Raw genomic sequence first — 25536 nt, forward strand, 5'->3', positions numbered from 1 at the left:
GTCCGTCCGAGATCTGGCCCCGGCGGAAACTGATCCGGACCAGGGTGCGGCCCCCCCGGGGGGGCGGGGGAACCCCCCGGGGGGGGGCCACGCGCCGCCCCCCCCCCGGGGGCGCCCCCGTGCCCCGGGCGGGGGGGCCCCGCGCCCCCCCCGGGGCGCCCGCACCCTGGTCCGGATCAGTTTCCGCCGGGGCCAGATCTCGGACGGACACCGCGCGCCGGGTCGTACTGCACCGCAACGTATCCGGCCGGCCCCCTCCTGCCCCGGGACCGCACCGGCCGGGCGCCGCGGAACGCTTCGGCCGCCCCGGGTATTAGGCTGACCTGCCTATGGCTATCGGCGCGACTCTGCACACCTTCGCAGTCCAACTCTCCGACGTCGATCGCGGCGTCTACCAGGAGTTGGAGTTGCGCCTGGCCCGGCATCCGTCGGAAACCGCGGAATTCCTGGTCACCCGGCTGCTGGCGTACTGCCTCGAATACGAGGACGGGATCGCGTTCAGCGACGGCGGAGTGTCCTCGACCGATGAACCCGCCGTGCTGGTCCGCGATCTCACCGGGCAGATCACCGCGTGGATCGAGGTCGGCGCCCCCGATGCCGACCGGGTCCATCGCGGCAGCAAACTCGCCGGCCGGGTCGCCGTCTACACCCACCGCGACCCCGCGAAAGTCCTCGCGGCGCTGCCCGGGAAACGGATCCACCGGGCCGAGTCCATCCCGCTCTACAGCCTGGACCGCAGCTTCGTCGACGCCGCGGCCGCCGCCCTGGAACGCCGCAATACGGCCACACTGTCGGTGATGGAACGGCAGCTCTATCTCGAGCTGAACGGCACCGATCTCGCCACCCCGATCGACGAGCATCGACTCCTCTGACCCCTGCTGTTGACATCAAGTCCACTTCAGGTTTCAGAGTTGTCGTATGCATCCGGACGACGAACAGACCATCAGGGCGACGCTCGCGGCCCATACCGCGCTGTGGACGAGCCACGAAATGGACGAATGGGGCACCTACTTCACCGATGACTCGGATTTCATCACCCACCGCGGAATCTGGTGGCGCACCCGCCAGGAGAATATCGACGGCCACAAGGACGTCCCCGCATCGGTGTTACGGCAGAAGAAGAACTACACCCAGCAGGTGCTGGATATCGCCGCGCTCACGCCCGAGGTCGTCCTGGTCCACACTCGCTGGAGCTGGCCGGAACATCGGTTACCGGGTGCGGAGGCGACCGAGGACCGCACCGGTCTGATCACCTTGGTCATGGTGAAGCGTCAGGGCCGATGGCTCATCAGGGCCGCGCACAATACGCGGACCAACGGCCTCGACGATTTCACTCCGGGCCGCGGAACCGGCGCGTAGCGAGCGCGGATACCGGCGTCCGTGCCGCCCAGGGCTTCGCCGGTCCGCCGCCGAATCTCCCGTATGGGAAGACGCCCGGCGCGGTCCGGCGATCAGGGTTCGATGAGACCCGCGCGAATGGCGTAGCGGGTGAGGGCGAGGCGGTCGCGCAGGCCCAATTTCTGCAGGATATTGGCGCGGTGGCGGTCCACGGTTTTCACACTGATCACCAGGTCCGCGGCGATCTCGCGCGACGAATACCCCTCGGCGACGAGTTTGACGATCTCCTCCTCGCGCGGTGTGAGCAGTGTCTGCGGAACCGGTTCATCGCGTTCCGCGCGTTGCAGCCATTCGCGGATCAGGGAATTCACGGCGCCGGGATACAGGTAGGGTTCGCCGCGCAGGGTGGCGCGGCAGGCCTCGAGCAGATCGCGGTCGGCGACGGATTTCAGCACGTAGCCGGAGGCGCCGACCCGCAGGGATTCGAAGAAATACTGTTCGTTGTCGTACATCGACAGCATCAGGATCCGCACCCCCGGTGTGTTGCGGTTGATCTCGCGGGCGGCCTGGATACCGGTGAGCCGGGGCATGGCGATATCGAGGATCGCCAGGTCGATGGGTACGGCTCCGGCCTGCTGGACGGCCTCGTGTCCGTTGGCGGCTTCGGCGACCACAGTGAGATCCGGTTCGGCGTCGAGGATCATCCGCAGCCCCGACCGGACCAGTGCGTGATCGTCGGCGAGCAGGATGCGGGCCGGTGCCGGTGCTGTCATGGCGCACTCCCTTCCCCGCGGTGCGGAATGGTCAGGCAGACCACCGTGCCGTGTCCGGGTGGTGAATCGATGGTGAGGGTGGCGTTCACGAGCAGCGCGCGTTCGCGCATCCCGCGGATTCCGGCCCCGTCCTCGGCGACCCCGCCGCGGCCGTCGTCGGTGACCCGCAGTATCAGCGCCTCACCGCCCACGCGCAGGCTCAGCCCCACCCGGCCGGCGTCGGCATGGCGGGCGATATTCGTCAGGCTCTCCTGCGCCACCCGATAACAGACCAGTTCGATATCCGGCGCCAGCCGCGGCAGGTTCCGGTCCACCTCGCGATACACCCCGATCCCCGCGGTGGAGGAGAACTCGCTGCACAGCGCACTGAGCGCACTGGACAGTCCGAGATCGTCGAGGACATCGGGGCGCAGCCGCCGGGCGATCCCGCGGACCTCGTCCAGGCAGCCGCGCACCGTTTCCTGGGCGCCGTGCAGCACATCGACCACATCGGTGGGTGCGCGGTCGGCGGCCCGTTTCATCGACAGCAACGCCACCGTGAGACTCTGTCCGATCTCGTCGTGCAGTTCGCGGGCGATACGCTGCCGTTCGCCTTCCTGAGCAGCCAGGGCGGAGGCGCTGGCCGCGGCCCGTTCGGTTTCGAGCCGGTCGACCATGGCGTTGAACGAATCGATCAGATGGGCCAGATCGCCGTTGCCCCGGCCGTCGACGCGACCGCTGCGGCGCAACGGGTCGACCCGCCGCATGGAGGCGATGAGTTCGTCCAGCGGTGCCAGGCTCGTCCGCAGCAGGAAGGCGTTGGCCGCGAGAATGACCGCGAGGCCCACCGCCAGTACCGGTATCTCGGTCAACCGCACGCGCGACGACACCGTCGCCGGTGACAGTGCGAGCACCAGCGTGCCCAGCGTGAACACCAGTCCGTTGATGAGAAAGATCCGCCGGAACAGCGCATCCGCCGGGGTCCGGGTGTGCCGCCGGAACAGGCCGATACCACTTCCCGGACGGTCCATGACCTCAGTCTGGCCGTTGACCGCCGGGGTGTCCATGAGGCCGGGCACCCATTTTCCGGGCGGGGATATACACAGCGCCGGCCACCACAGATGGGTGCCGGCACCGATGGTCGGCGGCACCCTCGCTCGCGAAAACTGAGAGCGCAGACAATCGGTGGCGGGAGGAGCGTTCGGGTGCATATCGACCGCAGCACCGTACCGGGCCAGGGCACCGTGCACCATCTGCGGACCCGCAGCGGTGACCGGTTCGCGCTGGTCACCGGCGCCGACGGCGGAAAACATATACTGGTCTATCACGGCGCCGGCGACGAACCCGTTCAGTCGGTCGCCTTGGGGACCGACGAAGCCGACCAGTTCGCCGATCTCCTGCACAGCGCACCGCTACCCGACCGGGTGGCGCGGCTGGAGCGGCTGGTGGACCGGCTCACGGGCGACAGGTTCCGGCCATGACCACGCTTTCCCCGCACGCGCGACGGGATCCTCCGATGCAAGCTCACGATATCGCCGTCCACCTGCCGACCGTCCGGCCCGGTGACCCCGTCGCGAAAGCCATGCGCCTGATGGTCGTGAACCGGCTGCCCGGCATGATCGTGGTGGACGAGGTGGATCGGCCGGTGGCCGTCCTACCGGGCACGCAGGTGCTGCGGCTGGCAATTCCCAGTTCCTATCAGAACGATCCGGCGCTCGTGCGCACCATCGACGAGCTGAACGCCGAACTGTTCTGGCGGGAACCGGGGCATCTCACCGTCGGTGATTGCCTCCCCCAGCACGCGCCGCGACCGGCGGTGGTCCGGCGGGACGCGACCCTCCTCGAGATCGCGGCGCTGATGGCGCAACGGCACAGCCCCCTGGTTGCTGTGGTGGACCGCGCGCATGCCCTCATCGGCGGAATCACCCTCGAACGATTGCTGATCAGCCTGGCCGTCGCCGGGCCCGAGGACTGAATCCCGCCGGACCGAGGCGAGGTAGCCGATGAATCAGATCCTGGCGGTAGCCATTTTCGTCGGGGCGTTCTGGTTCATCGCGACCGAACGCGCCGACAAGGTCAAGGTCGTGCTGATCGCGGCGGCGGCCATGACCGTGCTCGGGCTGGTGCCGGGTGAGGACGTCTTCTACAACGCGCACGCCGGGATCGACTGGAATGTCATCTTCCTGCTGCTGGGCATGATGGTGATCGTCGGCGTCGTCAAACACACCGGCCTGTTCGACTTCCTGGCGATCTGGGCCGCGAAACGCTCCCGCGGCAGCCCGTTCCGGCTGATGGTGATGTTGATGATCATCACCGCGGTCGCCTCCCCGCTCCTCGACAATGTCACCATCATCATGCTGGTCGCGCCGGTGACCATCGTGGTGTGCGGGCGGCTGGGTTTCGCCGCGCAACCGTTCCTCATCGCCGAGGTCCTCGCCGCCAATATCGGCGGCGCCGCCACCCTGGTCGGCGATCCGCCCAACATCATCATCGGCAGCCGGGCGGGCCTGAGTTTCAACGATTTCCTGATCCATATGGCACCAGCGGTGACGGTGATCTTCGTACTCTTCGTGCTGTTCACCCGCTGGCTGTTCCGTGCACATCTGCGGGAACCCTCGAAACACATCACCACGGTGATGACGTTGCAGGAGCGCCGCGCCATCACCGACCCGCGGCTGCTCACCCGCTCGATGCTCGTACTCGCCGGGGTGGTGATCGGTTTCGGCCTGCACTCGTGGCTGCATGTGGCGCCGTCGATCATCGCGCTGCTCGGCGCCGGCGCCATGGTGCTGATCTCCGGGCTCGATATCCGCGATATCCTGCGCGAGGTCGAATGGGGGACGCTGGTTTTCTTCATGGGCCTGTTCGTGATGGTGGCCGGTCTCGTACACACCGGTGTCATCGGCCTGCTCGGCGATGCCGCCGTCGCTGCCTTCGGCGACAACCCGCTCCTGGCCTCGGGCGTCCTGGTTTTCGGGTCCGCGGTGGTGGCCTCGTTCATCGACAACATCCCGTACACGACCACCATGGCGCCGGTGGTCGAAGGACTGGTCGAACAGACACCCGACCCGAAGCAGGGGCAGGCGCTGTGGTGGTCGTTCGCGTTCGGCGCGGATTTCAGCGGAAACGGCACCGCGGTGGCCGCGAGCGCGAATGTGGTCGCGCTCGGGATCGCCCAGCGAGCGGGGCATGCGATCACGTTCTGGCAGTTCACCCGCTACGGCATCGTCGTCACCGCCCTCAGCAGCGTGCTCGCCTGGGCGTATATCGTGCTCCGCTATTTCTGACCACCGGCAACGGCCGCGTGCACGTCGCGAGCCGCTCCCGGGCACCGGTCAGCGCTAGCCACCTGCCGTATCGAAAACCGCCTTCAGATAGCGGTCGCATCGATCGGAACCGATCAGCCCGGTCGCCATCCGATTCATCGTGTAGGCGAAGGTGATCCGCCGGTCCAGGTCGTTGACGACCATCGAACCGCCGTAGCCGGACCACCAGCACACCCGCCCGTCCGGCACGTACGGCGCGGTCTGCGGATGCGGCAGGCCGTAGCCGATACCGAAACGCAGCGGGGTCAGCAGGGCCATATCCACACCGTCGGCCTGCTCCCGGAAGATCAGGTCGAGGGTGTCCGGTGACAGGTAGCGCCGCCCGTCCAGCACTCCCCCGCACGAGATCAGGGATTGCACCCGGGCCACCGACCGCGCGTTGCCGTGACCGTTGACCCCGCCGATTTCCGCTGCCCGCCACGCCGGGGTCGCGGTTTCGGCGATATCGAGCAGTGGGCTGGTGAGGGTTTTGACGAGCACGCTGTCGCGGCCGAGTGCCGCCATATCGAATTGAGTCGCCGCCGGCGGTATCAGGGTCGCGATGCGGTCGGCCTTCTCGGGGCCCGTGCCGATGGAGAAGTCGGCGTTCAACGGCCCGGCCAGTTCCGCCGCGAAGAACTGCCCGAGCGTTTTCCCGGTGATACGACGCACCAGTTCCCCGATCAGGTGGCCGTAGTTCAACGCGTGATAGCCAGATGCTGTGCCCGGTTCCCACCAGGGTGCCTGCGCCGCCAACCGGGCGGCCGCGGCCTCGGCGTCGTAGATATCTGCCAGCTCGATCGGCGGTTCCCAGCCCGATACCCCCGAGGTGTGCGACAGCAGATGCCGGACCTCGATCTCGGATTTCTCGTTGGCGGCGAACTCGGGCCAATAGTGTGCCACGCGTTCATGAACATCCAGTTCCCCGCGATCGACCAGCAGCAGCGCGCACAACGCGGTCATGGTCTTGGTGACCGAGAAAACATTCACCAAGGTGTCGGCTTCCCACGGTCTGGTACGCGCCGGATCGACGTAGCCGCCCCACAGGTCGAGCACCGGCTCCCCGTCGACGGTCACGCACAAGGCCGCACCGAGCTCGGCCTGCGATTCGAGCTGTTCGTCGAGCACCGCACGCACCTGCGCGAATTCGTCACGGCAGAACCCAGCGGAGCCGCTCATCACCGCGCGCCCTGCATCGCAGCGGCAGCCACGGGTAGCGAGTTGCCCGCGGTGGCAGCCCGGGCAGCACCGGCCTCGAGCTCCTTCGTCAATCGCTGGACATAGGGCAGGAACTCGACCTGGATGGTGTGCCGCGGCGAATCGTAATACCTACCGCGGCGCCTCGTTTCCTGCTCACGTAATTGCTGATCGATCTCCGCACGCGGCGGTAGATGGTAGCGACCGGTCAGGTAGGCGGCGACGAATTTGCTCTGCTGTTCGGCGAAGTTGACCAGGGTCGGTAGCGGCTGCGCCAGGCCGAGGAAGAAGAGATTATCGATCTCCGGTTTCATAATCATCGCGAACAACGGAAACCGGTTCTCCGTATCCGGGAGCAACGCGGGATCGGTGAAGAACGGGAAACTGATGTGATAGCCAGTGGCGCACAGCACCACATCGATCTGTTCGCTACTGCCGTCGGCGAAATGGACACGGTCACCAGCCAATTCGGTGATGGCCGGTTTGAACTCGATATCGCCGCAGCCGGCGCGGTGCAGAAACTCCTCACTCGCCGAAGGATGGGCTTCCAATGGTTCGTGGTCCGGGGCGGGCAGCCCGTAGTTCTGCATCTCGCCGCGGTTTTTGCGCACGGCTCGCTGCCGCAGTTTCAGGCCGAGCTTCGGTGGGATCCATGAAGGCAGCGAACGCCGGTCGCTCGCCATACCTTTCACATATTTCGGCAGTACCCACACACCGCGGCGCGCGGAAACGAACAGTTTCTCGGCAAGGAACCGCTGTGACAGCTCGGAGGCGATATCCAGACCGGAGTTGCCCATACCCACTACGACGATCCGCTTCCCGCGCATATCGATCGGGTCGAACGGGTCGTTGTAGGCATGGCTGTGCATGAGTACGCCGTCGAATTCGCCCGGATAGTCAGGGAATCGGGGGTCCCAGTGGTGGCCGTTGCAGACGATCAGCGCATCGTAGACCTCGGTATCGCCGGTGCTCGTCGTCACCGTCCACAGACCGTCGGCGGCGCGTTCGGCACCGGTGATCAGCGTGTTGAAACGAATCCGGTCGCGGAGACCGAAGTGGTCGACGTAATCCTTGAAGTACTGCAGCAGCTGCGAATGGTGCGGGAAATCCGGCCAATCCGCGGGTGCCGGGAAATCCTCGAATTGCAGTCGGTACTTCGACGTATCGATATGCAGGCTCTGGTAGCAGGCCGACATCCCGTTGGGGTTCTTGAAATACCAGTTACCGCCGACCTCGTCGGATGCTTCGTAGCAATCGAACGGGATCCCGTATTCGGCGAGACGTTTGGCGGTGGTGATCCCCGAGGGACCGGCGCCGATAACGCACACCTTGGGCAGTTCCGGTGAACTCATGCACAACTCCTGTCCGGCCGCGATCAACGGCGCCCCACCGCCGTGACCTGAAACACAACGTAACACTCGCTGGACATGCCGTCCAGTGAGTGATTGCACCGTCTAGGATGGCGCTCATGCCGACCGAACCGCCCGCAGTCCGCCGTGGCACGCTGCGCGAGGAACAGAAGCGCTCGACCACGGCACGCATCGTCGACGCCGCCCGCGACCTCTTCGAAACCCGGGGCTATTCCGCGGTTCGCGTCGACGACATCGCCGCCGCAGCCGGATGCAGCAGAGCCACCTTCTACCTGCATTTCACCGGCAAACCGGAGGTGCTGCGCGCGATCGCCAACGGGGGCACCCCGGCGGGAGTCCGCTACGTCTACGCCGACCTCGACCGGGTTCTCACCACCGGGTCGCGGGAAGAATTCGCGACCTGGATGAGCAGGGCCATCGATTGGTTCTTCGAGAACAAGGACATGCTGCCCGCCTGGGACGAGGCCACCGCCCTCGAACCGGAATTCCGCACGGCCGTCCGCGAGGGCATCATGACCCTCGCCGACAGCATGCCGGATTTCCTCGCCCGCTGGCCCGCCGCACGCCGGGACGAGGCGCGATTGCGTATCGAACTGCTGGTAGCGCAGCTGGAACGGTTCTTCACACGCTGGGCCATGCAGGGCACCATCGAGGTCTCCGCGGAGCAGGCCGCCGAGGTGCTCACCGGTATCTGGTTCCCGGCTCTGCAAGCACCGGAGTGCGATCGGCCCACCGAGCCGCCCGGGCTTGCCGGGATACCATGACCGGACGACGCCTCCTCGGTCGATCGGAGCCGCCATGCACCCACCGCCGCTCTACTATCTGGCCGGTCCGGCGGGCCACCCGAACTACGGGGACGAGCTCATCACCGCCGGTTGGCTGAACTACCTCGCCGACGCCGCACCCGAGGCGCAGGTGTGGGTCGATACGCATTCTCCCGGCCCCGCACAGGTACTGCTCGGCGATCTGCATCCGCGGGTGCGTTTCACCGATACGCTGTGGCGGCTGTGCTGGGAGGCGCCGTCGGACGACCCGTGGCAGGTGGCCTCCTGGGTGCGCAGGGCGGTAGACGACCCCGGTCTGGCGCCACGGTGGGATCGCGGTATCGCGCTGCTGCGGCGCGCCGACGTCATCCATCTGCTCGGCGGCGGCTATATCAACCGGATCTGGCCACGGCATATCGGTCTGCTCGCCGGAGCCGCCGCGGCCGCCCGCGCCTCCGGTACCCGCTGCGCGGCGACCGGCCTCGGCTTGTTCCCGGAGCCGGAAGGCGCCGCGGAGCTGGTGCGGGCCACCGCCGCCGAATTCGCGATCGCCGACGTCCGCGACCGGCCCTCCGCGGATCTACTCCGGACCACCCCCGGCATCGACGATGCATTCCTGGCGCAGCCGAAGCTCCGGACGAGCGAGGACGATCCGCCCGACGTGATGCTCTGCCTGCAGGGCGATCAGGTCGATATCGGTCTCGACGCGCTGGCCTCGGCCGTATTGCGGATTCTGCGCGCCTGGGAGGTTCGGCCCGAACGGATCGGCGTGGTCGAAGCGATCCCGGGCGAGGACCGGAAGGTATTCGATCTCATCGAACACCAGCTGCCCGGCGCCCGCTTCTACCCCTTCGTCGACATCTGGGAGCACGGGTTACCGATCACGGCCGGACAGTGCTGGCTGACCACCCGGTTCCATATGCATCTGGTCGCGGCGACGGCGGGCGCCACCGGGGTGGCGATCCCGGTCAGTAGCGATTTCTATGCCACCAAACACCGGTCGCTGATCGAGCTCGGGTCGGGCTGGACGATGCTCGACGACCTCCATCAGATGCCGCAGCGCCCCGCGGGCACCGGCTTCGACGCCGCCGTGGTCGAGGCAGCGGGCCAGGCGAAGCTGGCACTGGCCCGAGCTGTCTACGCCCCCACAGCGCCGGCCGACGCTACTGTCGCTACGCCGCCCTGATCGCTTCGGCTGCGGTACCTCCGGCGCTAGGGTGGCGCTATGCGTGTTCTGGTCATCGGAGGAACGCTGTTTCTGGGCCGGCGTGTTGTCGAACGTCTGCACGCCCGTGGCGATCAGGTCCTGCTTGTTCATCGGAGTCGTAGTGAACCCGCGGACTGGCTACCGGTCGAGCATCTACTCAGCGATCGACACGATCTCGTACAGCATCGCGACCGAATCCGTGACTTCGCCCCCGATGCGGTGATCGACAGCTGCGCGCTGACGGGCGCGGGTGTCGATGCGGTACTGCCGATTCTGCCCGAGGTGCCGACCGTGGTGCTGTCCAGCCAGGACGTCTACCAAGCCCATGCGGCGCTGCTGGCCGGCCGGTGCGATTCACCGGTACCGCTGACCGAGGATTCGGAGCTGCGGCGTGACCGCTACCCGTACCGTGGCGCGGATCTGCCGGAGGTGCCCGGCGACTACAGCAAACGCGATGTCGAAGACCGCTGGCTCGCGCGCGGCGCGGTGGTGTTGCGGCTACCGCTGATCTACGGACCGCACGACCGGCAGCACCGGGAAGACCTGGTACTCCGCAGGTTACGAGCCGGTCGCACCCGGATCCCGATCGGCGCGGGCAATCTGCTCTGGACCCGCGGATATGTCGACGACCTGGCGACCGGTGTCCTCGCCGCCCTGGACCACCGGACGGCGGACGGACTGCCCGTCAACCTCGGCGAAACGCAGACCGTGCCGATCCGCACCTGGCTGGAGCAGATCCTCGACGCCGCCGGCTCGACCGCGGAACTGGTCACGGTCCCCGACTCGGTCCTGCCGCCGGACCTCGCTCTCACCGGCGCACCGGCCCAGCATTTGCTGATCTCCGTGGCCCGCGCACAGGACCTCCTCGGCTGGGCACCCGCCGATCCAGCCCAACGGGTAGGCGAGTCCGTGCGCTGGCATCTGGAGAACCCACCGTCCGATGCCGGCTGGACCGATGCGGACACCGCCGCGGACGACGCAGCGCTGGCCGCGGCCGGCTGATCGGCGAGCGATATGAACGCGGGCAGCACACCGGCCGTCCCGAAAACCGGCCTGTTCGCGGGCATTTCGACCGTGGATATCGCCTACCTCGTGGACAGCTATCCGGCGGAGGATACGAAAACCCAGGCGCTCGACCAGTTCATCGGTGCGGGCGGGCCCGCCACCAACGCCGCGGTGGCTTATGCCGCACTCGGTGGCGCTTCCACTCTCGTCACCGCGGTGGGACGCCACCGGCTCGGCGACCTGATCCGCAACGACCTGTCCGCGCACGGCGTGCGGGTCGTCGATGTCCGCGCCGGTAGTGACCACCAGCCCCCGGTGTCGTCCATCGTGGTTGCGGAATCGGCGGCCACCCGCACGATCGTCTCTCTCGACGGCGCCCGGATCGCCGTCGAGTACGACCACCGTCTCGCCGATCGGCTCACCGGTGTGAACGTCGTGCTGGTCGACGGGCACTATCCGGCATTGGCTGCGGGGCTCTGCGAACGAGCCCATTCACTCGGCATCCCGACCGTTCTGGACGCGGGCCGCTTCAAAGACTCACACGTCGCCCTGCTCCCTCATATCCGGTCGGCAATCTGCTCCGCAGCCTTCGCACCACCCGGTATCACTCCAGGCGATACCGACGCCGTGCTCGCGTATCTGCGCACCGCCGGTGTCGAGAACATCGCGATCACGAACGGCAGCGATCCGATCCTCGGCCTCACCGGTGGCCGCGAATTCCGAATCGATATCCCGGAGGTACGCGCCGTGGACACGCTGGGCGCGGGCGATATTCTGCACGGCGCGTTCTGCTACTTCACCAGCACCGGCCATGATTTCGTGCGCTCCCTGGCATCGGCATCGGAGGTGGCGAGCTTCTCCTGCCGATTCTTCGGCACGCGGGAATGGTGCACTCGCCTCAGCGGGCTACCCGGGCCAAGTATTCCTCGCCCCGAGGCGTGAGCACGAGATCGGCCCGTTCGCGCGTTCCGGCGACGAGCACCGCATTCGGCAGATCGTTGTTCGCGATCCGTGCGCGGGCGACCGCCGTTGTCTTCCCTCCTGCGCGGTGCCGCTCGTAGAGCCGCCCTTCGATCGACTCCGCCCCGGCATCCAGGTACCAGCACTCGTCGAGCAACGAACGCACATCCCGCCAGCCCGGTGCGTCCAGCAGCAGATAGTTGCCTTCGACCACGACGATCCGCTGCCCGCGGAAAACCACACCGTCCGGCACCGGGTCGTGTATCTCGCGGTCGTAGACGGGCCACCCGACCGGAGTATCCGGCACCGAACGCCGCAGGGCGCGCAGTCTCGTGGTGAACCCGGCCACGTCGAATGTCCGCGGCTGCCCTTTTCTTTCGAATTCTCCCGTGGCTGTGAGTTCGCTTGTGGTCCGGTGGAATCCGTCCATGGGCGCGACCCCGGCCAGGTCCGCGTCCGGCCGGTTCAGGGCCGCGCACAATCGCGCAGCGAAAGTGGACTTGCCGGCCGCGGGCGGTCCGGCGATTCCCAGCAGGTATCGGCGTCCGGCGCCGGCCCGGCCCGCCGCAGACACCACCTGCCGCGCGAGGTCGCCGACCGTCACGAGGGTTTCGTCGTTCATCACGTTACGGTTCCCGCCCGCGGGTTCACTGTCACGGTGAGGGCCCCGGGCACGGCAGCGAGAGCGGCGCGCGTATGGCTCGTGAGTGTGGCTGTACCGGTATCACCGGACCCCGCGCTCCAGGTGTCGAGGGCGCAGTGGAAGGCGGCCACGGAGATATCGAGGGCGAGGCGTGGACGGAGATCAGCACCGGGATCGAAAACGTAACGCTCCCGCAGGATCTCGATCGCGGCGCGTACTGTGCGGGCGCAGAATTCGAGATTGCTCGCGGCCATCGACGGCGTGGACTGCGCGAGCCGGTGGCTGCGGACGGCGCGGCCGGCCCAGCCGTCCCGGGGCATCCGGTCCAGCGCCGCCAGGAGGCTGTCCTGCAGTGTTCGCGATAGCGGTCCGGGTTCCGGTTCACGATCGGACAGGTCCGCGAGGAATGCCTCCCACAGGTCGCGCAGGGGCGCCATGGCCACATCTTCTTTGCTGGTGAAGGTGCGGAAGAAGGTCCGTTTGGACACCTCGACACGATCGCAGAGTTCGTCGAGTGTGACGCTGTCGAATCCGCGTTCGGTGAACAGTTCCAGCGCCACGTCGATCAGCGCCGCGCGTGTGCGCAGTTTCTTGCGCTCCCGCAGCGGCAGACGCTCACTCACCACATCAGCCATACCGACACGATAACCCTACCGCCCTCGACTGCCTATTGCCCCTTGACATCATTTGCCACTAAGTGGCACATTTTCAGGCGGTAGATCACCCCAGCATTCGAAAGGCACCGACACATGCACGCATTGGTCGTCGACCGGTCCACGGAGTCCGGATTACGCCTCGGCGAGGCCCCCGACCCCGAACCGGCACCGAACCAGGCGGTAGTACGCGTAACCGCCACCTCACTCAACAGCGGCGAGATCCGGCACGCACTCGCCGAGGCCACCGACGGTGCCGTTCTGGGCTGGGACGCGGCCGGAATCGTGCAACAAGCCGCCGCCGACGGCTCCGGCCCACCGGCCGGCACCCCGGTGGTCACCCTCGGCGCGTACGGCGCCTGGGCGGAACTACGCGCGGTCGATACCGACCTGATCGGCACCGTTCCCGCGAACGCCGACCACGGCGCGATCAGCACCATCCCCGTTGCCGGAGCCACCGCCCTACGCTCACTACACCGGCTCGGCCCCATTCTCGGCCGTCGGATCCTGATCACCGGCGCGACCGGCGGCACCGGCCGCTATGCGGTTCAACTCGCCCGCCAGGGTGGCGCACACGTGATCGCCTCGACCGCCGATCCGGCCACCCACACAAACAGCCTGCGCACCCTCGGCGCGACCGAAGTCGTCACCGGCCCCGCCGAGCTGGCCGAGCCGGTCGACGGAGTGATCGATCTCGTCGGCGGGCAGCAACTCGTCGATGCATTCGCGCGCCTGGCCGAGGGCGGCACAGTGGTGTCGGTCGGTCACGCGGCAGGCGCCGCGGAAACTTTTCCGTACGGGGCGTTTCTCGGCGATCAGGGGCGCCACGATCGATCGATCACCACCTTCTTCCTGCTGCAATGCACCGGTCTGAGCCGCGATTTCGGCTGGCTGGCCCGCCAGGTATCGACCGGCGCCCTGGATCCGAATATCACATGGCGCGGGCCGTGGTCCGAGGCCGATACAGCAATCCACGCCCTGCTGGGCCGCCGTCTCCACGGCAAAGCAGTGCTGGAGCTGCGCTGATATCCGGCGGACCCCGATCGCCGACCTGCTACTGCTCGTCACCGGCCGGAAATCGGTAGCACACCTGCGCAGGGTGTCCAACGGACGCGAGGGTTCCTAAACTGGTCGAAATGTCGAGCACCGAAGGTTCATTGCCGTATTTCTTCCCCAAATGGATCGATCGGCTCGGCTTCCGGTACATGAACCCGTGGATGCGACGACTCGCTCCTTCATTGCCGGGCTTCGCCGTGGTGGAACATATCGGCCGGAAAACCGGCAACCGGTACGAAGCTCCGGTCCGCGTTTTCCGGAAAGGCAATGTGATGGCGGTACTCCTGCTGCACGGCGACACCGACTGGGCCCGGAATGTGGTCACCGCAGGCGAAGCCACTCTGCGCTACCGACGAACCTCCGCGACACTGCGCGGCCCGCGTATCGTCCACCCTCGCCGGGCAACGACGGATGTTCCACGCCTCGCACGCCTGATCAACGTGGTCGCGGGAATCCTCGTATTCCATATCGACTGAACCACCGCCCCCTCCACGCCGCGCCGTCCGATTCCCGGGCCCTCGGGAGCACCGGACATCATCCCAGCTCACCGATTTTCGGGGCGGCCCGCATGCCGATGTAGCAGACGCCGGTACCGTCGGGGAGCGCCGAGAACACCACGGGCATCCAGTCCTCGGCGAACGGGCCGGTGCCTGCGCCGGCGAACACGCTGCCGGAGACCGGAATCAGTGTCATCTCCATTGCCGGTGAGAGTCCGGCCATACCGTCGACGAATTCGTAGACCAGATAGCCTGCTCCGTCGCGTTCGGTGACGGTGATGGCGACGCCCTCGCGCCGGTAGGTCCCGGTGAACGGCGCGATATCCACGACGGGCGGCACCGCGGCAGGAGCGAACGCGTCCGGCATCTGCACGTCGGCCAGTTCGCCGAGCAGTTCGCGCAGCAGATCTGTGTAGAGCATTCGCGAGCCGCCGCCGTTTGTCAGCAGCACGACGACTACTCCGGCCTCGGGTACGACGCGCAGAAAACCGTACTGTCCGATCGTGGCGCCGTCGTGACCGAAGCCGGGGATACCGTTCCAATCGTAGAGCGTCCAGCCCAGGCCCCAGCCGTCCGCGCTCACCGTCCATTTATCGGGTGAATCGACTACCCGGCGCTGCATCGCCGCGACGCTCTCGGTGGACAGCACCCGGGTGCCGTCCGGCGCCATCCCGCCGTCGAGATGCATCCGGGCAAGCCGCGCGAGATCGGCTGCGGTGGCACACAGCACCCCACCGTAGGGGCCGGCCGAACGGGGCAGCATGTTCCACGCGGGGGCGGGCTGCGGGTCCTGACCCGGCTCGCCCAAGTGCCCCATTGCGGCGGGGAAACGCAACACATCCTCGGGCAGAGTTACCGTGCCGGTGAGGCCCAGCGGCCCGCACAACCGCTGTTGCAGTGCTTCGTCCCAGGTCAGCCCGGTGAGCACTTCGACGATGCGGCCCAGCACGTTGTATCCGATGCTGCTGTAGGAGAGGGCTGCACCGGGTGGGCAGTCCAGCGCCACCCCCGCGGCAGCTTCCACATACTTGGCCAGACAGTCGTCACCGCGTCCGGTGTCGTGGGTGAAGTCGCACGTCAATCCGCCCGTGTGGCTGAGCAACTGCCGGGTCGTGATGCGCTCGGTGGCCGCCGGATCGGCAGTGGCGAATTCCGGCAGGATCTCCACCACCGGTGCATCCAGATCCAGCCGGCCGGATTCGGCGAGCTGCATCACCAGCGTGGCGGTGTGGATCTTCGTGATCGAGCCGACCTGGAACACCGCATCGGTGCTCACCGGCACCCCGGTTCCCCGATGCAGGACTCCGCTGGCCAGCTCGTGGATCTGTCCATCGACCAGAACAGCCAGGGAGGCACCCGGAACACGATGGGCCGCGCGCAGTTCGTCGAACCGGGCTTGCCATCGGGCGATTTCCGTCATGACGTCTCCTTCGGTGGGCGCCCGGCGAATGCCGACGAGCATGATGCGCACACTGTACGCAGACGCGCACACTGTGCGCAACGGGGAACGTTGTGCGCTACTCTTCGACGGAGGACGCTCAACTCGACGAAAGAGGCGCCATGGCTGCCGCGCAGAAGCCCATCACCTCGGTGTGGACCCGCCCGGCCCGGGAACGTAAACAGCCCGCACTGAGCCGGGAACAGATCGTCGCCGAAGCCGTACTACTGCTGGACGCCGACGGGATCGAAGCCTTGAGCATGCGCAAGCTCGGCACCCGGCTCGGCGCAGGCGCCACTTCGCTGTACCGGCACGTGGCAAACAAGGACGAGTTGATCGAACTGGTCGTGGACGAGGTCTACGGCGAACTGCAGTTGCCGGAGCCCGCCGACCCCGCCGGCTGGCGGACCTCGGTGGCCGCGGGCGCCCGCAGCTTGCGCGCAATGGCGCTGCGGCACCCTTGGGTCGGCCCGGTACTGGGCCAGGTCGGGCTCGTTCACCTGGGGCCGAATGTCATGCGCATGACCGAACGGATGCTGGCACAGTTCGAAACTGCGGGATTCCCCGCGGAGGAATCCGAACAGGCGCTGAGCGCCCTCATCTCCTACGTCATCGGTACAGCGATATCGGAGGCCGCCTACCTCGCGATGATCGCGCGCAGCGGTATGACCGAACGAGAATGGGTCGCCGGCCTGCTGCCCGCCGTCGACGACGCCACCCACGACCGGCCCCGGCTTCACCGGGGAGCCGCGGCGCACCGGGACAAAGACCCGGAACAAGTCCGCGAGAACACCTTCACCTACGGACTGGAGCGGGTGCTGGACGGCCTGCAGTCCCGGATCGACGTGAAAGGTTAGGTGCCGCACACCAGGTCGGTGGCCACGGCCTTCCGCATGCCGGGCTCAGCGGAACACCGCACCGACAGCAGGAGCATCAACGGTAGGATAGGTAGCGTGGCCGAGCGTACCGCGAAGTATTCGATAACAATGCCCCGTGATCTCGCCGAAGCAGCCCGAGAGCGCGGCGGCCCCTCTGGGCTGTCCGCCTACGTTGCCGCCGCCGTAGCCCGTCAGATCGAACGAGATAACCTCGACGAACTCATCATGGTGGCCGAAGCAGAGCACGGCCCGATCGGCGACGAAGAGATCCAGGCACTGCGCGACCAACTCCAGAACGCTCGCCGTGGACGAGGAAACGCTGCGTGAGCGGATATGCCGCTCCCGGTGGCACCCTGGTCCTCGACAGCGAGGGGCTCACCAAGGCCGTGCTACGGGACCGCACGGTCACCGGGTGGCTCACCCTGGCCCGGGCCGACGATATGCGCGTCATCACCTCGGCCGCCACGCTGGTAGAGGTGATTCATCCGCGGATCAAATACCCGGCCTTGGAATGGACACTGTCCCGGCTCGTGGTCGAACCGGTCACCGAACCCCTCGCGCGCCACGCCGCGGCCCTGCTCGCCGCCACGAAATTGCACGGCCACAAATACGCCATCGACGCCATGCTCGCCGCTACCGCGGTCGCCGCCAACAGCCCCGTCACCGTACTCACATCCGACCCCGACGACCTGACCGCACTCTGCGGCGACCACGCCACCATCATCAAAATCTGACCCCGCCGCGCGCCGCCCTCGACGCGGTGCGCGGATGAACCGTCCGCCCCCCGGCAGCGCCTCGGCCGGGACGCGCTGGAACCGGAAGCACTACCGGCCATGCATTCCGAGGTCGTGGAAAGGCTGCGCCGAGTCGCGCATTCGGAGACCGAGTCCAGAAATCTGGTGCACGCTGCCTTGAAGGAGTGGAACCGATGACCAACCTATCCACCGCAAACTTGTTCAAAAGCAGCCGCAGCTCCGGACAGCACAACTGCGTAGAGGTCGCGTTCCTCGGCGTGGGACGGTCGGCGTGCGCGATTCGAAGAACGCAGCCGGACCGGCGCTGACCTTCGGCCCGGCCGAATGGGACGGATTTGTTTCGGCCCTCGCCACCGGAATGCTCCGGCACTGACGGACGCCGCGGCCGGCCGCACGATCAACCGACCGGGCGGCCGGACCGCGAAAGCTTCCAATAGTTCATGAGCGGGTTTGCGACCCGGTTCATGCCCTACTCGGGTGGGAGCAGATACTGGCCGTTCGGGGTGAGTACGTCGTGGCGGAGTACTACTGGAGGTATTTTTCCGATGAAGAAGAGCTTGTCAAGACCGGTGTAGTGCACCGTCTGTACGGGGTTTCCGCCATCCATAAAGAGATACGCTCCCTCTGAGGTTCCCTCAGTCCACGCGACATCATTGGTGAGTCCCTCCCAACATACAGAGGCCGGGCCTGCCCAGGACACAAGCTTTTCGGTGGTGGCGTGTTCGGAAACCTCAATCATTCGGTCCCAGTTCCCACGCCAACCCGCGACTGCCGCGATAGCGTCCAACGTGGTCGGCTCCGTCCCGGTTGCCGCTCGTTGCGCCTCGATATTGAAAGGTTCATGCGGCCCCAGCACTTCCCGCGTATTCCACAGATCGAAGGCAGGGCCGTTACAAGGCGGTTCGGGTCTCGGATTCGTTCCTAGTGCTTCGCGGACCAACGAGCAGCCACTCGTAAGCATCGAAAGGCACAGGAGGAAAACGATAAATACGTGCTTTACGCTCATATCCATGCCTCAGCTCCCAGGGAGCGGTAGGTCAACTCCGGACGTCTGCTTGGATCGGATGGAGCCCCGGTTTCGGCCAACTCTGCGTTGATCCGGGCGATCTCCGCTGCCCCGGTCACTGGTGTTCACTTGCTCTCCCTCACCCCGGCGAACTGCGCCGCCATCGGGTGCCGTCCAGTTCGGTCGCGATCATCCTCGCATCCCCGGCGAACCGGTGCCGGCGCCGCCGTTACGTTGATTTCCGCTGGCAGTGAATGGCCGGAACGGCCGCACGACAGCGTTTCGCTCCGCTCGTCGGGTCCTCGAGTCATACTTCGGGCATGGGGTTCGAGACTGTGCGGGGGCACTCTCGCAGGGGGCGCCCGGGCGGAAGCTACGTGAGATCGTCCATCCGCTTCACCGACCGGCCACCGCCGCGCCGGCGCAGCGGCCATTCCCTGCGCTATCCCGGATCCCGCAGTGCATCGATCATGCCGACCCTATGGGCCCTTGGAGCACTCCTGGGTGGCGCGATTTTCCTGCTGACTGTCCTGACACTCACCCATATGGATACTCCGGCCGAGCACACTGACGGCCCGGCGATTCCGTCGTCGGCGGTTCCCTCGGCGGTTGCGCCCGCGAAACCGGCCACCCCGCCACCATCGTGCTTCCCGTTCCAGGAGAGCTGCTGACCATAAGGCTCACCCAGCACGCGGCTCGCTGGAGGACAGCATTCGCCGGGGCGTGCTGTTGATCAGGCTTGCCCACAGGGGGGGGCGGGTAATGCGGCCATGCTCGTCGGGAACAGCGCGGCGTAGACAGGGCAGATCCGCTGCGGCACGGTGCTGCGCCGGACCACATCGTTCCTGTGGATCACTGGATGGTGTCGCTTCGGCTGTTGCCGCGGTCACCGGCGGCGCCTCACCGGAGTCAGTACCCGTGACGACCGAGCGGGTCGTGGCCGGTGAAATCCTGTGTAGCGGACCATAGTTCGGTGGCTCCGCGGCGATCGGTCATATGCGGATGCGGCGTCTCCCGATGCGGTTTTCCACGTAGACCGAACACCCTTGGACCCCACAGTTCTCCGCCGGTAATCTGCGTATCCAGGACGGCACGCGTAATCGCTTCGGCGCCCGCATCTTTGCCGTGCAGAACCAAACCCGCCGGCAGGCCACGCAGGCGTTGGGCGGTGGTGCGGACGAACAGGGGTGGGCGTGACGGGGTCAGTGAGTCCAGGGCACCGCCGGGGTGGACGACCACACTGACGGTATCGGCGCCGCGGGCGCGCAGGCGACGATCGAGTTCGAATCCGAACGACATCTGGGCCAGCTTCGAACGCGCGTATGTGCGCTTGGAGCGATAGTCGCGCTCGGACTGCAGATCGGTGAGATCCAGTCGCTCCGTCCGCGCCGCGTAACTACCCACAGTGATCACGCGGCTGTTCGCGGTGGCCGCCAGTGCCGGCGCCAGATGGGCGACCAGCGCGAAATGGCCGAGGTAGTTCGTGGCGAACATCAGTTCGTACCCCTGCGGGCTCACCTGCCGTTCCGCACCGGACAGCAGAATCCCGGCATTGAGTACCACGGCATCCAACCGGTCGACTCCGAGTGCATCCACCGTCACGGACAGCGAGGACAGATCGGCAAGGTCCAGCTGCACCGATCGCAGCCGGGCATCCGGAACTCGCGACCGGATCGTTTGAATCGCGACGCCTGCCTTGGCGATGTCACGACACCCCAGCACAACGGTGGCGCCGCGCATCGCGAGCTGCTCGGCGGCGAAATACCCGATGCCCGCACTGGCGCCGGTGATCAGAAACGTCTTCCCCTCGGCCCTGCCAAGGCTCTGCGAACTCATGTCACCGATGGTCACACCGTGCGCTTGCACCGTCGTTGCACCGTCCTTGCGTCACACCGCTCGGAGACCGGCGGCAATAAATGAGTGGACCCGGCTCCGCGCTTGTGATTGAGTTCCGGGCGACTGATTGTCCGTTTCGGGCTGTATGCCCTTGGAAGAGGTGTTTTGTGACCCGGCCCGCGCCGAGCGCGCCCGCCTGCATCGCGTAGTCGTCTCCATCGCCGTGACCTCACGGCTGTCTACGAGACGACGCCCGCTGCCTGCGTACTCCCCGGCATCCCCTGACCGAGGCGGTATGCGGCCCTGACGTGGCCGAAACCGCCCACAGTCCTGGATCCCGAAGCCGCTCGGCCTGCTCGCACGGATCACATCATCTCCCGGATCCCGGACCGCTCCGGCCCTCCGCACCGTCGGCGTCTGCCCGTGCGCGGTGGCCGGCATATTCCGGGATCCCTGTTCAAGGGTTTCTACGTTGTCTTCTTCCCCATCCGGAACCAACGCGTCCAGCTCCGGCACCGACACGGTGATCGACGCTCTCTTCGCACTGCACGACGGTCTGCCCAGGCAAGGGCCGGGCTCGGACACTACGACACGGCGCCTGCTCGCGGCCGCCGGGCCACTTCCCGCACGCCCGCGAATCCTGGACGCCGGCTGCGGTCCAGGAGCCGCCGCCCTGCTGCTGGCCGCCGAGGCCGGCGCGATCGTGACCGCGGTCGATCTCCACCAGCCCTATCTCGATGAACTGACCGCCGAAGCGGCACGCCGAGGACTCGGCGGGCAGATCTCGGTGGTGAACCACTCGATGGACCGGCTGCCCTTCCCCGATCACAGCTTCGACGTGATCTGGGCCGAAGGCTCGGTCTACACCGTCGGCTTCGACACGGCGCTCCGGGCCTGGCGGCGGCTGCTGGCACCCGGAGGTGTCCTGGCGATCACCGAAATCGAATGGACCGGTACCGACCCTGGCGCCGAGGTCCGGGCCTATTGGGACGCGGCATACCGGTTACGAACACATGCCGGCAACACCGAAGCGGCACAATCGGCCGGCTACCGGGTAGACGCACACTGGCCGCTACCGGAGAGCGACTGGTGGCAGGAGTACTACACCCCGCTCACCGAACGAATGCGTCTGATGGATGCGGACCGCCCGGGGAAGCGCGAAGCACTCACCGCACTACAAGCAGAAATCGCCATGCGCAACCGGCACGGCCGCGACTACCGCTACGCCGCCTACATCCTGCGCCCTGACGACCACACCACCGAGAACGGAACAACCATGACCACCTGGACCACTCGTCCCGAAACCGCCGGAGATATCCCGGCCATCCGCGCAGTCGAACTCGCCGCCTTCCCCACCGCCGAGGAAGCCGATATCGTCGACGCCCTGCGCACCGATCCCGAGGCGTGGATCGACGGGCTGTCCGTGATCACCACCACCGGCAGCGGCGAGGTGGTCGGGCATGCGCTGCTCACGCGTTGCCTCGTCGGCGAGGAACCCGCCTTGGCGCTGGGGCCCTGCGCGGTTCGGCCCGAATACCAGCGAACGGGCGCGGGTTCCGCGGCGATCTGCGCAGCCCTCGACTCGGCCGCAGCGATGGGCGAGAACCTGGTCGTCGTCCTCGGACACCCCGAGTACTACCCACGTTTCGGTTTCACGCCGGCTTCCCGCTTCGGAATCCACGCACCTTTCGACGTCCCGGACGACGCCATGATGGCGCTGGCCCTGGACAGCACCCGCCCCATTCCCGGCGGGACCATCGCCTACCCGGCGGCGTTCGGCGTCTGACGAGTCATGACGGAAAGGAATCAGGTCATGGACCTTCCCCGCATCTTCACCATCCGCGAGAGCAACCACCGCATCCACAACCCGTTCACCGCGACCAAGCTCGCCGCCCTGGGCGAATCACTGCGCCTCGCTCCCGGGACACGGGCACTCGACCTGGCCAGCGGCTCGGGCGAAATGCTGTGCACCTGGGCACGGGACCACGGCATAACCGGCACCGGGGTGGACATCAGCACGGTCTTCACCGCGCAGGCCCAGGCCCGCGCCGCCGAACTCGGCGTCGCCGACCGAGTCGAGTTCTTCCACGGTGACGCCGCCGGCCATATCGCGGACCAACCGGTCGATCTGGCCGCCTGTGTCGGCGCCACCTGGATCGGCAACGGTGTCGCCGGAACCGCCGAACTGCTCGAGCGCAGCCTCCGTCCCGGCGGCCTGATGCTGATCGGCGAACCGTACTGGCGGCGAACCCCTCCGGACGAGGAGACCGCCAAGGCCTGCCGCGCCACCGCCATCGCCGACTACCTGGAACTCCCCGACTTGATCGGGCAATTCCAGGGTCTCGGCTACGACATCGTCGAGATGATGCTGGCCGACCAGGACAACTGGGACCGGTACACCGCGGCCCAGTGGCTCAACATGCGCCGCTGGCTCGACCGGAATCCGGGTGACGAACTGGCCCCCGAGGTGCGGGAGGCTCTCGACACCGAACCGGCGAGCTACACACGCTATCTGCGTGAGTATCTCGGCTGGGGAGTCTTCGCCCTGATGAAGCGCTGACCCGAACCCGCGTGGGGCCGGACCGTGTCGGCCGGCCTCACGCGGGGACAACGCTCAGCGCCAGTCGTCGATCACGTACGCGCCGGGACGGTTGTAGCCGGATTCGTTGGGACGATGCATGGCCACGCCCTGCAACCCGGTGCGGTATCCGCGGTCGATCATGTGCCCGTAGGCGTCGGCGCGGGCCAGGTTCATCCCGGCGTCGACGCGCTCGAATCCACGGGTGGCAGCGAGTTGCTCGCAGGCGTCGAGAAGGCGGTCGAAGCGGTTCGCGGCGTCGCGGCCCGGGCGCACGGCCCCGAACTTGATGTAGCAGGCGCCGTCGCCCGCCTCGGAACCCGGGCCGAGGTGGCAGACGGCAAGGCCGTCGAGCCCGGCGGCCCCCTCGAGCAGAACGGTGTCGCCGATACCCTGCGTGTGCACGGACCGAATCTCGACTTCGAGGTCCAGTCCCTCGTACACGCTGCCGGTCAGCGACCGGCACGACGCCAGGTACTCGGGGCGTTGCGCGGCGTCAGCCGTTGCGTACGTCTGCGGCGGTGTGCCGCGCGGATCGGCCACGGGTTTGCCCATCACGGCCGTGAGGAATCGGGGCCAGAAACCGTACCGGCGATACAACTCCAGATGCTTCGGACTGTCAGGAAACGTGAACAGGCCTGCATGGCGGACATTCCACGTCTCGAAGCACTCCATGATCGGATCCATCAGGCGCCGGCCGATGCCCTGGTCCCACAGATCCGGGCGCACGGTCAGCGGTCCGAAATACCCGACGCTGCCCCAGTGGGCGGCGAAGTTCGATCCCGCGAGCCGGCCGCCCATATCGGCGGCGAAAGCGGCGTCCGGGTTTGCCGCCCAGCGAGTACGGACCAGTTCGGCAGAACCGAAGGTCGTGCTCGGGTCGGGGACACCGAGGGCGGTACCGAAGGCGATCCGGCAGATATCGTCGACGCCGTCGAGGTCCGCTCGAACCATCGGACGTACCGAGACCACATCCTTTGACGAGCCCATGATTTTCTCCCGTCGCCGATGAACTGCCATCTCACCACGCCGCAAGAGTTCTGAGCACAATCGACGCGGCGTTCCCTCTCGGAGCGTTCACCCATGCACCGACCGATCCGACCGCTTCGGCCGAGGCATCCTTCATGGAATCCGTTGAAGCATGCGGCCGGGAGATCTTTGCGAGGTGGGACTACCGACGTTCCGGGCAGTAGCAGCGGAGTACTGAACGGGCCGTGTCGAGCAGTGGGCGTCATGGTGTTACTGACGATTATCGGCAGAATATATTGCTGACGAAGCGCTGTCCTAGATTGAAACTACTCGACGGCTTCTCATATTCGCAGGTGAGAAGGCGTTTGTGGGGCGGGCGGGGCTCGAACCCGCGACCAATGGATTATGAGATCAAACACTCCAAGCAGTGTACTGACCAGCAATGACGCTTCTCAGAGATGAGCAAACACACAAAATACATTGCTGTCGGTGGGTCCGGTCGACTCGAACCGGCCACCCGAAATCCGTGATCGATGGACGAACAGGCTCTTTGACGTGACCAGGCCAGTCGATCACTTTCTTACTGTCAACGCACGCCGCTCCTAGCTCCCCACCCATGATCGAAGACTCGTTTTACAGGCTCCACACTCGGTCGAGTGCCTCAGCAGCCAGCAGGCTGGCGCGCCGGCCGATCTGCTCGTCTGCAGGAGCCTCCGGCCCGCTCTCCTTCCAGGACTCCAACTCGGGGTCGAAGTACGCCTTACCCCTCTGCAGCTCACAGTCGCCTTCTCAGCGTGGTGCCTCTTCGAGTGTTCGGTCAGTGCGAACTGCAGACCCTGCTCCTCGATGTACGGATCGACGAGTCGAGTGGCGGCTCCGCCTTCGTAGTTCGTGAGGTCGCCAAAAACCAGGGTCGCGCGGGTTTTTGCCACCGGGGACGGTCCGGTCGGCGACTCAGCGGCCGGCCCCGCGCTCCCCGCTCTCCCTACTTGTGGTCGATCCCTTCATCCACGACCAATCGGCGCTCCGAAACATCAGCACCCTGCCAAGCTGGCCCCTCTTTTTGTGGTCTCCCCCGCTTTGTGGTCCCCTCCCGCCCTTTTGGTCCCCGCCCCCACCTTGGACTCTTCTCTTCCTCTCTATTTTTCTGTGTTGTTCCTCCTCGCTCTGCTTCCCAACTCTCTATGAACAGCGAAGCCATAGAGAGTTGGGAAGCAGAGCGAGGAGGGGCGACACAGAAAACCCCAGCTCCGCTGGGGTTTTTAGTTCAAGGTGGCGGGGCATTGGGGGGGCGTTGGAAATAAACCCCCACAACCCCCCCCCAACCCC

The 25536-nt window shown here is 66.7% G+C and carries 28 protein-coding genes; 19 read left to right on the forward strand and 9 right to left on the reverse strand.

Annotated elements, in window-relative coordinates; genetic code table 11:
* Positions 1-329: 329 nt before the first annotated feature.
* Both QH196_RS05540 and QH196_RS05545 read left to right on the forward strand, forming a co-directional pair.
* The gene (locus tag QH196_RS05540) at positions 330-872 is read left to right on the forward strand and encodes a YaeQ family protein (RefSeq protein WP_280414661.1); all 543 of its coding nucleotides are present in this window, start codon (positions 330-332) and stop codon (positions 870-872) included.
* Between the two features lie 46 nt (positions 873-918).
* The gene (locus tag QH196_RS05545) at positions 919-1359 is read left to right on the forward strand and encodes an SgcJ/EcaC family oxidoreductase (protein WP_280414662.1); all 441 of its coding nucleotides are present in this window, start codon (positions 919-921) and stop codon (positions 1357-1359) included.
* Positions 1360-1451: 92 nt separating this feature from the next.
* Here the strand turns inward: QH196_RS05545 and QH196_RS05550 are convergent, their stop codons facing one another.
* Both QH196_RS05550 and QH196_RS05555 read right to left on the reverse strand, forming a co-directional pair.
* Positions 1452-2111, reverse strand: coding sequence for a response regulator transcription factor (locus QH196_RS05550; RefSeq protein WP_280414663.1), 660 nt, complete (start codon positions 2109-2111; stop codon positions 1452-1454).
* Positions 2108-3121: a sensor histidine kinase gene (locus QH196_RS05555; RefSeq protein WP_280414664.1), complete on the reverse strand. Its 1014-nt coding sequence runs from the start codon at positions 3119-3121 to the stop codon at positions 2108-2110. The genes QH196_RS05550 and QH196_RS05555 overlap by 4 nt, the downstream gene beginning before the upstream one ends.
* Before the next feature lie 174 nt (positions 3122-3295).
* On the opposite strand from QH196_RS05555, the gene QH196_RS05560 reads away from it, so the two are divergent.
* From QH196_RS05560 to QH196_RS05570, 3 genes are read left to right on the forward strand one after another with little or no spacing between them, the layout of a single operon-like run.
* Positions 3296-3571 carry a hypothetical protein gene (locus QH196_RS05560; protein WP_280414665.1) on the forward strand — a complete coding sequence of 92 codons (276 nt, stop codon included), beginning with the start codon at positions 3296-3298 and terminating at the stop codon, positions 3569-3571.
* A gap of 35 nt (positions 3572-3606) precedes the next feature.
* Positions 3607-4065, forward strand: coding sequence for a CBS domain-containing protein (locus QH196_RS05565; protein WP_280414666.1), 459 nt, complete (start codon positions 3607-3609; stop codon positions 4063-4065).
* 28 nt (positions 4066-4093) lie between these two features.
* On the forward strand, positions 4094-5377 hold the full coding sequence (locus QH196_RS05570; protein WP_280414667.1) for an ArsB/NhaD family transporter: 1284 nt from the start codon (positions 4094-4096) through the stop codon (positions 5375-5377).
* 54 nt (positions 5378-5431) lie between these two features.
* On the opposite strand, the gene QH196_RS05575 is transcribed toward QH196_RS05570, so the two are convergent.
* On the reverse strand, positions 5432-6574 hold the full coding sequence (locus tag QH196_RS05575) for a serine hydrolase domain-containing protein (RefSeq protein WP_280414668.1): 1143 nt from the start codon (positions 6572-6574) through the stop codon (positions 5432-5434).
* Entirely contained in the window at positions 6574-7944 is a 1371-nt protein-coding gene (locus QH196_RS05580; protein WP_280414669.1) for a flavin-containing monooxygenase, read from the reverse strand. Before QH196_RS05580 ends, QH196_RS05575 begins: the two co-directional genes overlap by 1 nt.
* A gap of 116 nt (positions 7945-8060) precedes the next feature.
* Between QH196_RS05580 and QH196_RS05585 the strand changes: the two genes are divergently transcribed.
* Genes QH196_RS05585 through QH196_RS05600 form a run of 4 tightly spaced genes read left to right on the forward strand, consistent with a single transcriptional unit; the run spans position 8061 to position 11880 of the window.
* The gene (locus QH196_RS05585; RefSeq protein ID WP_280414670.1) at positions 8061-8726 is read left to right on the forward strand and encodes a TetR/AcrR family transcriptional regulator; all 666 of its coding nucleotides are present in this window, start codon (positions 8061-8063) and stop codon (positions 8724-8726) included.
* Between the two features lie 34 nt (positions 8727-8760).
* Positions 8761-9912 carry a polysaccharide pyruvyl transferase family protein gene (locus QH196_RS05590; protein ID WP_280414671.1) on the forward strand — a complete coding sequence of 384 codons (1152 nt, stop codon included), beginning with the start codon at positions 8761-8763 and terminating at the stop codon, positions 9910-9912.
* A gap of 39 nt (positions 9913-9951) precedes the next feature.
* Positions 9952-10935, forward strand: a complete 984-nt coding sequence (locus QH196_RS05595; protein WP_280414672.1) for an NAD-dependent epimerase/dehydratase family protein — start codon at positions 9952-9954, stop codon at positions 10933-10935.
* A gap of 12 nt (positions 10936-10947) precedes the next feature.
* Positions 10948-11880 (forward strand): PfkB family carbohydrate kinase, encoded by a 933-nt coding sequence (locus QH196_RS05600; RefSeq protein WP_280414673.1) that lies wholly within the window; start codon positions 10948-10950, stop codon positions 11878-11880.
* Here QH196_RS05600 and QH196_RS05605 read toward each other — a convergent pair.
* Positions 11837-12520, reverse strand: a complete 684-nt coding sequence (locus QH196_RS05605; protein WP_280414674.1) for a nucleoside/nucleotide kinase family protein — start codon at positions 12518-12520, stop codon at positions 11837-11839. The two genes, QH196_RS05600 and QH196_RS05605, sit on opposite strands and share 44 nt — an antisense overlap.
* Positions 12520-13176: a TetR/AcrR family transcriptional regulator gene (locus QH196_RS05610; protein WP_280414675.1), complete on the reverse strand. Its 657-nt coding sequence runs from the start codon at positions 13174-13176 to the stop codon at positions 12520-12522. Before QH196_RS05610 ends, QH196_RS05605 begins: the two co-directional genes overlap by 1 nt.
* Before the next feature lie 114 nt (positions 13177-13290).
* On the opposite strand from QH196_RS05610, the gene QH196_RS05615 reads away from it, so the two are divergent.
* On the forward strand, positions 13291-14220 hold the full coding sequence (locus tag QH196_RS05615; protein WP_280414676.1) for a zinc-binding dehydrogenase: 930 nt from the start codon (positions 13291-13293) through the stop codon (positions 14218-14220).
* A gap of 110 nt (positions 14221-14330) precedes the next feature.
* Positions 14331-14726, forward strand: a complete 396-nt coding sequence (locus QH196_RS05620) for a nitroreductase family deazaflavin-dependent oxidoreductase (RefSeq protein WP_280414677.1) — start codon at positions 14331-14333, stop codon at positions 14724-14726.
* Positions 14727-14784: 58 nt separating this feature from the next.
* Here QH196_RS05620 and QH196_RS05625 read toward each other — a convergent pair whose 3' ends face one another.
* Positions 14785-16167, reverse strand: coding sequence for a serine hydrolase domain-containing protein (locus tag QH196_RS05625; protein ID WP_280414678.1), 1383 nt, complete (start codon positions 16165-16167; stop codon positions 14785-14787).
* Between the two features lie 140 nt (positions 16168-16307).
* On the opposite strand from QH196_RS05625, the gene QH196_RS05630 reads away from it, so the two are divergent.
* The 6 genes from QH196_RS05630 to QH196_RS05650 all read left to right on the forward strand — a co-directional run bounded on the left by QH196_RS05630 (position 16308) and on the right by QH196_RS05650 (position 19495).
* A complete protein-coding gene (locus QH196_RS05630; RefSeq protein WP_280414679.1) occupies positions 16308-17042 on the forward strand; it encodes a TetR/AcrR family transcriptional regulator C-terminal domain-containing protein in 735 nt (244 codons plus the stop codon).
* A gap of 96 nt (positions 17043-17138) precedes the next feature.
* Positions 17139-17390, forward strand: coding sequence for a hypothetical protein (locus tag QH196_RS05635; protein WP_280414680.1), 252 nt, complete (start codon positions 17139-17141; stop codon positions 17388-17390).
* A complete protein-coding gene (locus QH196_RS05640; RefSeq protein WP_280414681.1) occupies positions 17387-17797 on the forward strand; it encodes a PIN domain-containing protein in 411 nt (136 codons plus the stop codon). The genes QH196_RS05635 and QH196_RS05640 overlap by 4 nt, the downstream gene beginning before the upstream one ends.
* Positions 17798-17991: 194 nt before the next feature.
* The gene (locus QH196_RS05645; RefSeq protein WP_348538048.1) at positions 17992-18126 is read left to right on the forward strand and encodes a DUF397 domain-containing protein; all 135 of its coding nucleotides are present in this window, start codon (positions 17992-17994) and stop codon (positions 18124-18126) included.
* The gene (locus tag QH196_RS32325; protein ID WP_348538049.1) at positions 18090-18191 is read left to right on the forward strand and encodes a DUF397 domain-containing protein; all 102 of its coding nucleotides are present in this window, start codon (positions 18090-18092) and stop codon (positions 18189-18191) included. The genes QH196_RS05645 and QH196_RS32325 overlap by 37 nt, the downstream gene beginning before the upstream one ends.
* Positions 18192-19201: 1010 nt before the next feature.
* Positions 19202-19495 (forward strand): hypothetical protein, encoded by a 294-nt coding sequence (locus QH196_RS05650; protein WP_280414682.1) that lies wholly within the window; start codon positions 19202-19204, stop codon positions 19493-19495.
* A gap of 238 nt (positions 19496-19733) precedes the next feature.
* Here QH196_RS05650 and QH196_RS05655 read toward each other — a convergent pair whose 3' ends face one another.
* Positions 19734-20660 carry an SDR family NAD(P)-dependent oxidoreductase gene (locus QH196_RS05655; protein ID WP_280414683.1) on the reverse strand — a complete coding sequence of 309 codons (927 nt, stop codon included), beginning with the start codon at positions 20658-20660 and terminating at the stop codon, positions 19734-19736.
* Positions 20661-21132: 472 nt separating this feature from the next.
* On the opposite strand from QH196_RS05655, the gene QH196_RS32330 reads away from it, so the two are divergent.
* Both QH196_RS32330 and QH196_RS05670 read left to right on the forward strand, forming a co-directional pair.
* Complete coding sequence (locus QH196_RS32330; RefSeq protein WP_348538050.1) at positions 21133-22446, forward strand: bifunctional class I SAM-dependent methyltransferase/N-acetyltransferase; 1314 nt, start codon at positions 21133-21135, stop codon at positions 22444-22446.
* A 27-nt stretch (positions 22447-22473) separates the two neighbouring features.
* Entirely contained in the window at positions 22474-23220 is a 747-nt protein-coding gene (locus QH196_RS05670; protein ID WP_280414684.1) for an SAM-dependent methyltransferase, read from the forward strand.
* A 54-nt stretch (positions 23221-23274) separates the two neighbouring features.
* Here QH196_RS05670 and QH196_RS05675 read toward each other — a convergent pair whose 3' ends face one another.
* Positions 23275-24228: a GNAT family N-acetyltransferase gene (locus QH196_RS05675; protein WP_280414685.1), complete on the reverse strand. Its 954-nt coding sequence runs from the start codon at positions 24226-24228 to the stop codon at positions 23275-23277.
* Positions 24229-25536 lie beyond the last annotated feature (1308 nt).

It is taken from the genome of Nocardia carnea, assembly GCF_029868325.1.
GTDB classification, from domain to species: domain Bacteria; phylum Actinomycetota; class Actinomycetes; order Mycobacteriales; family Mycobacteriaceae; genus Nocardia; species Nocardia carnea_C.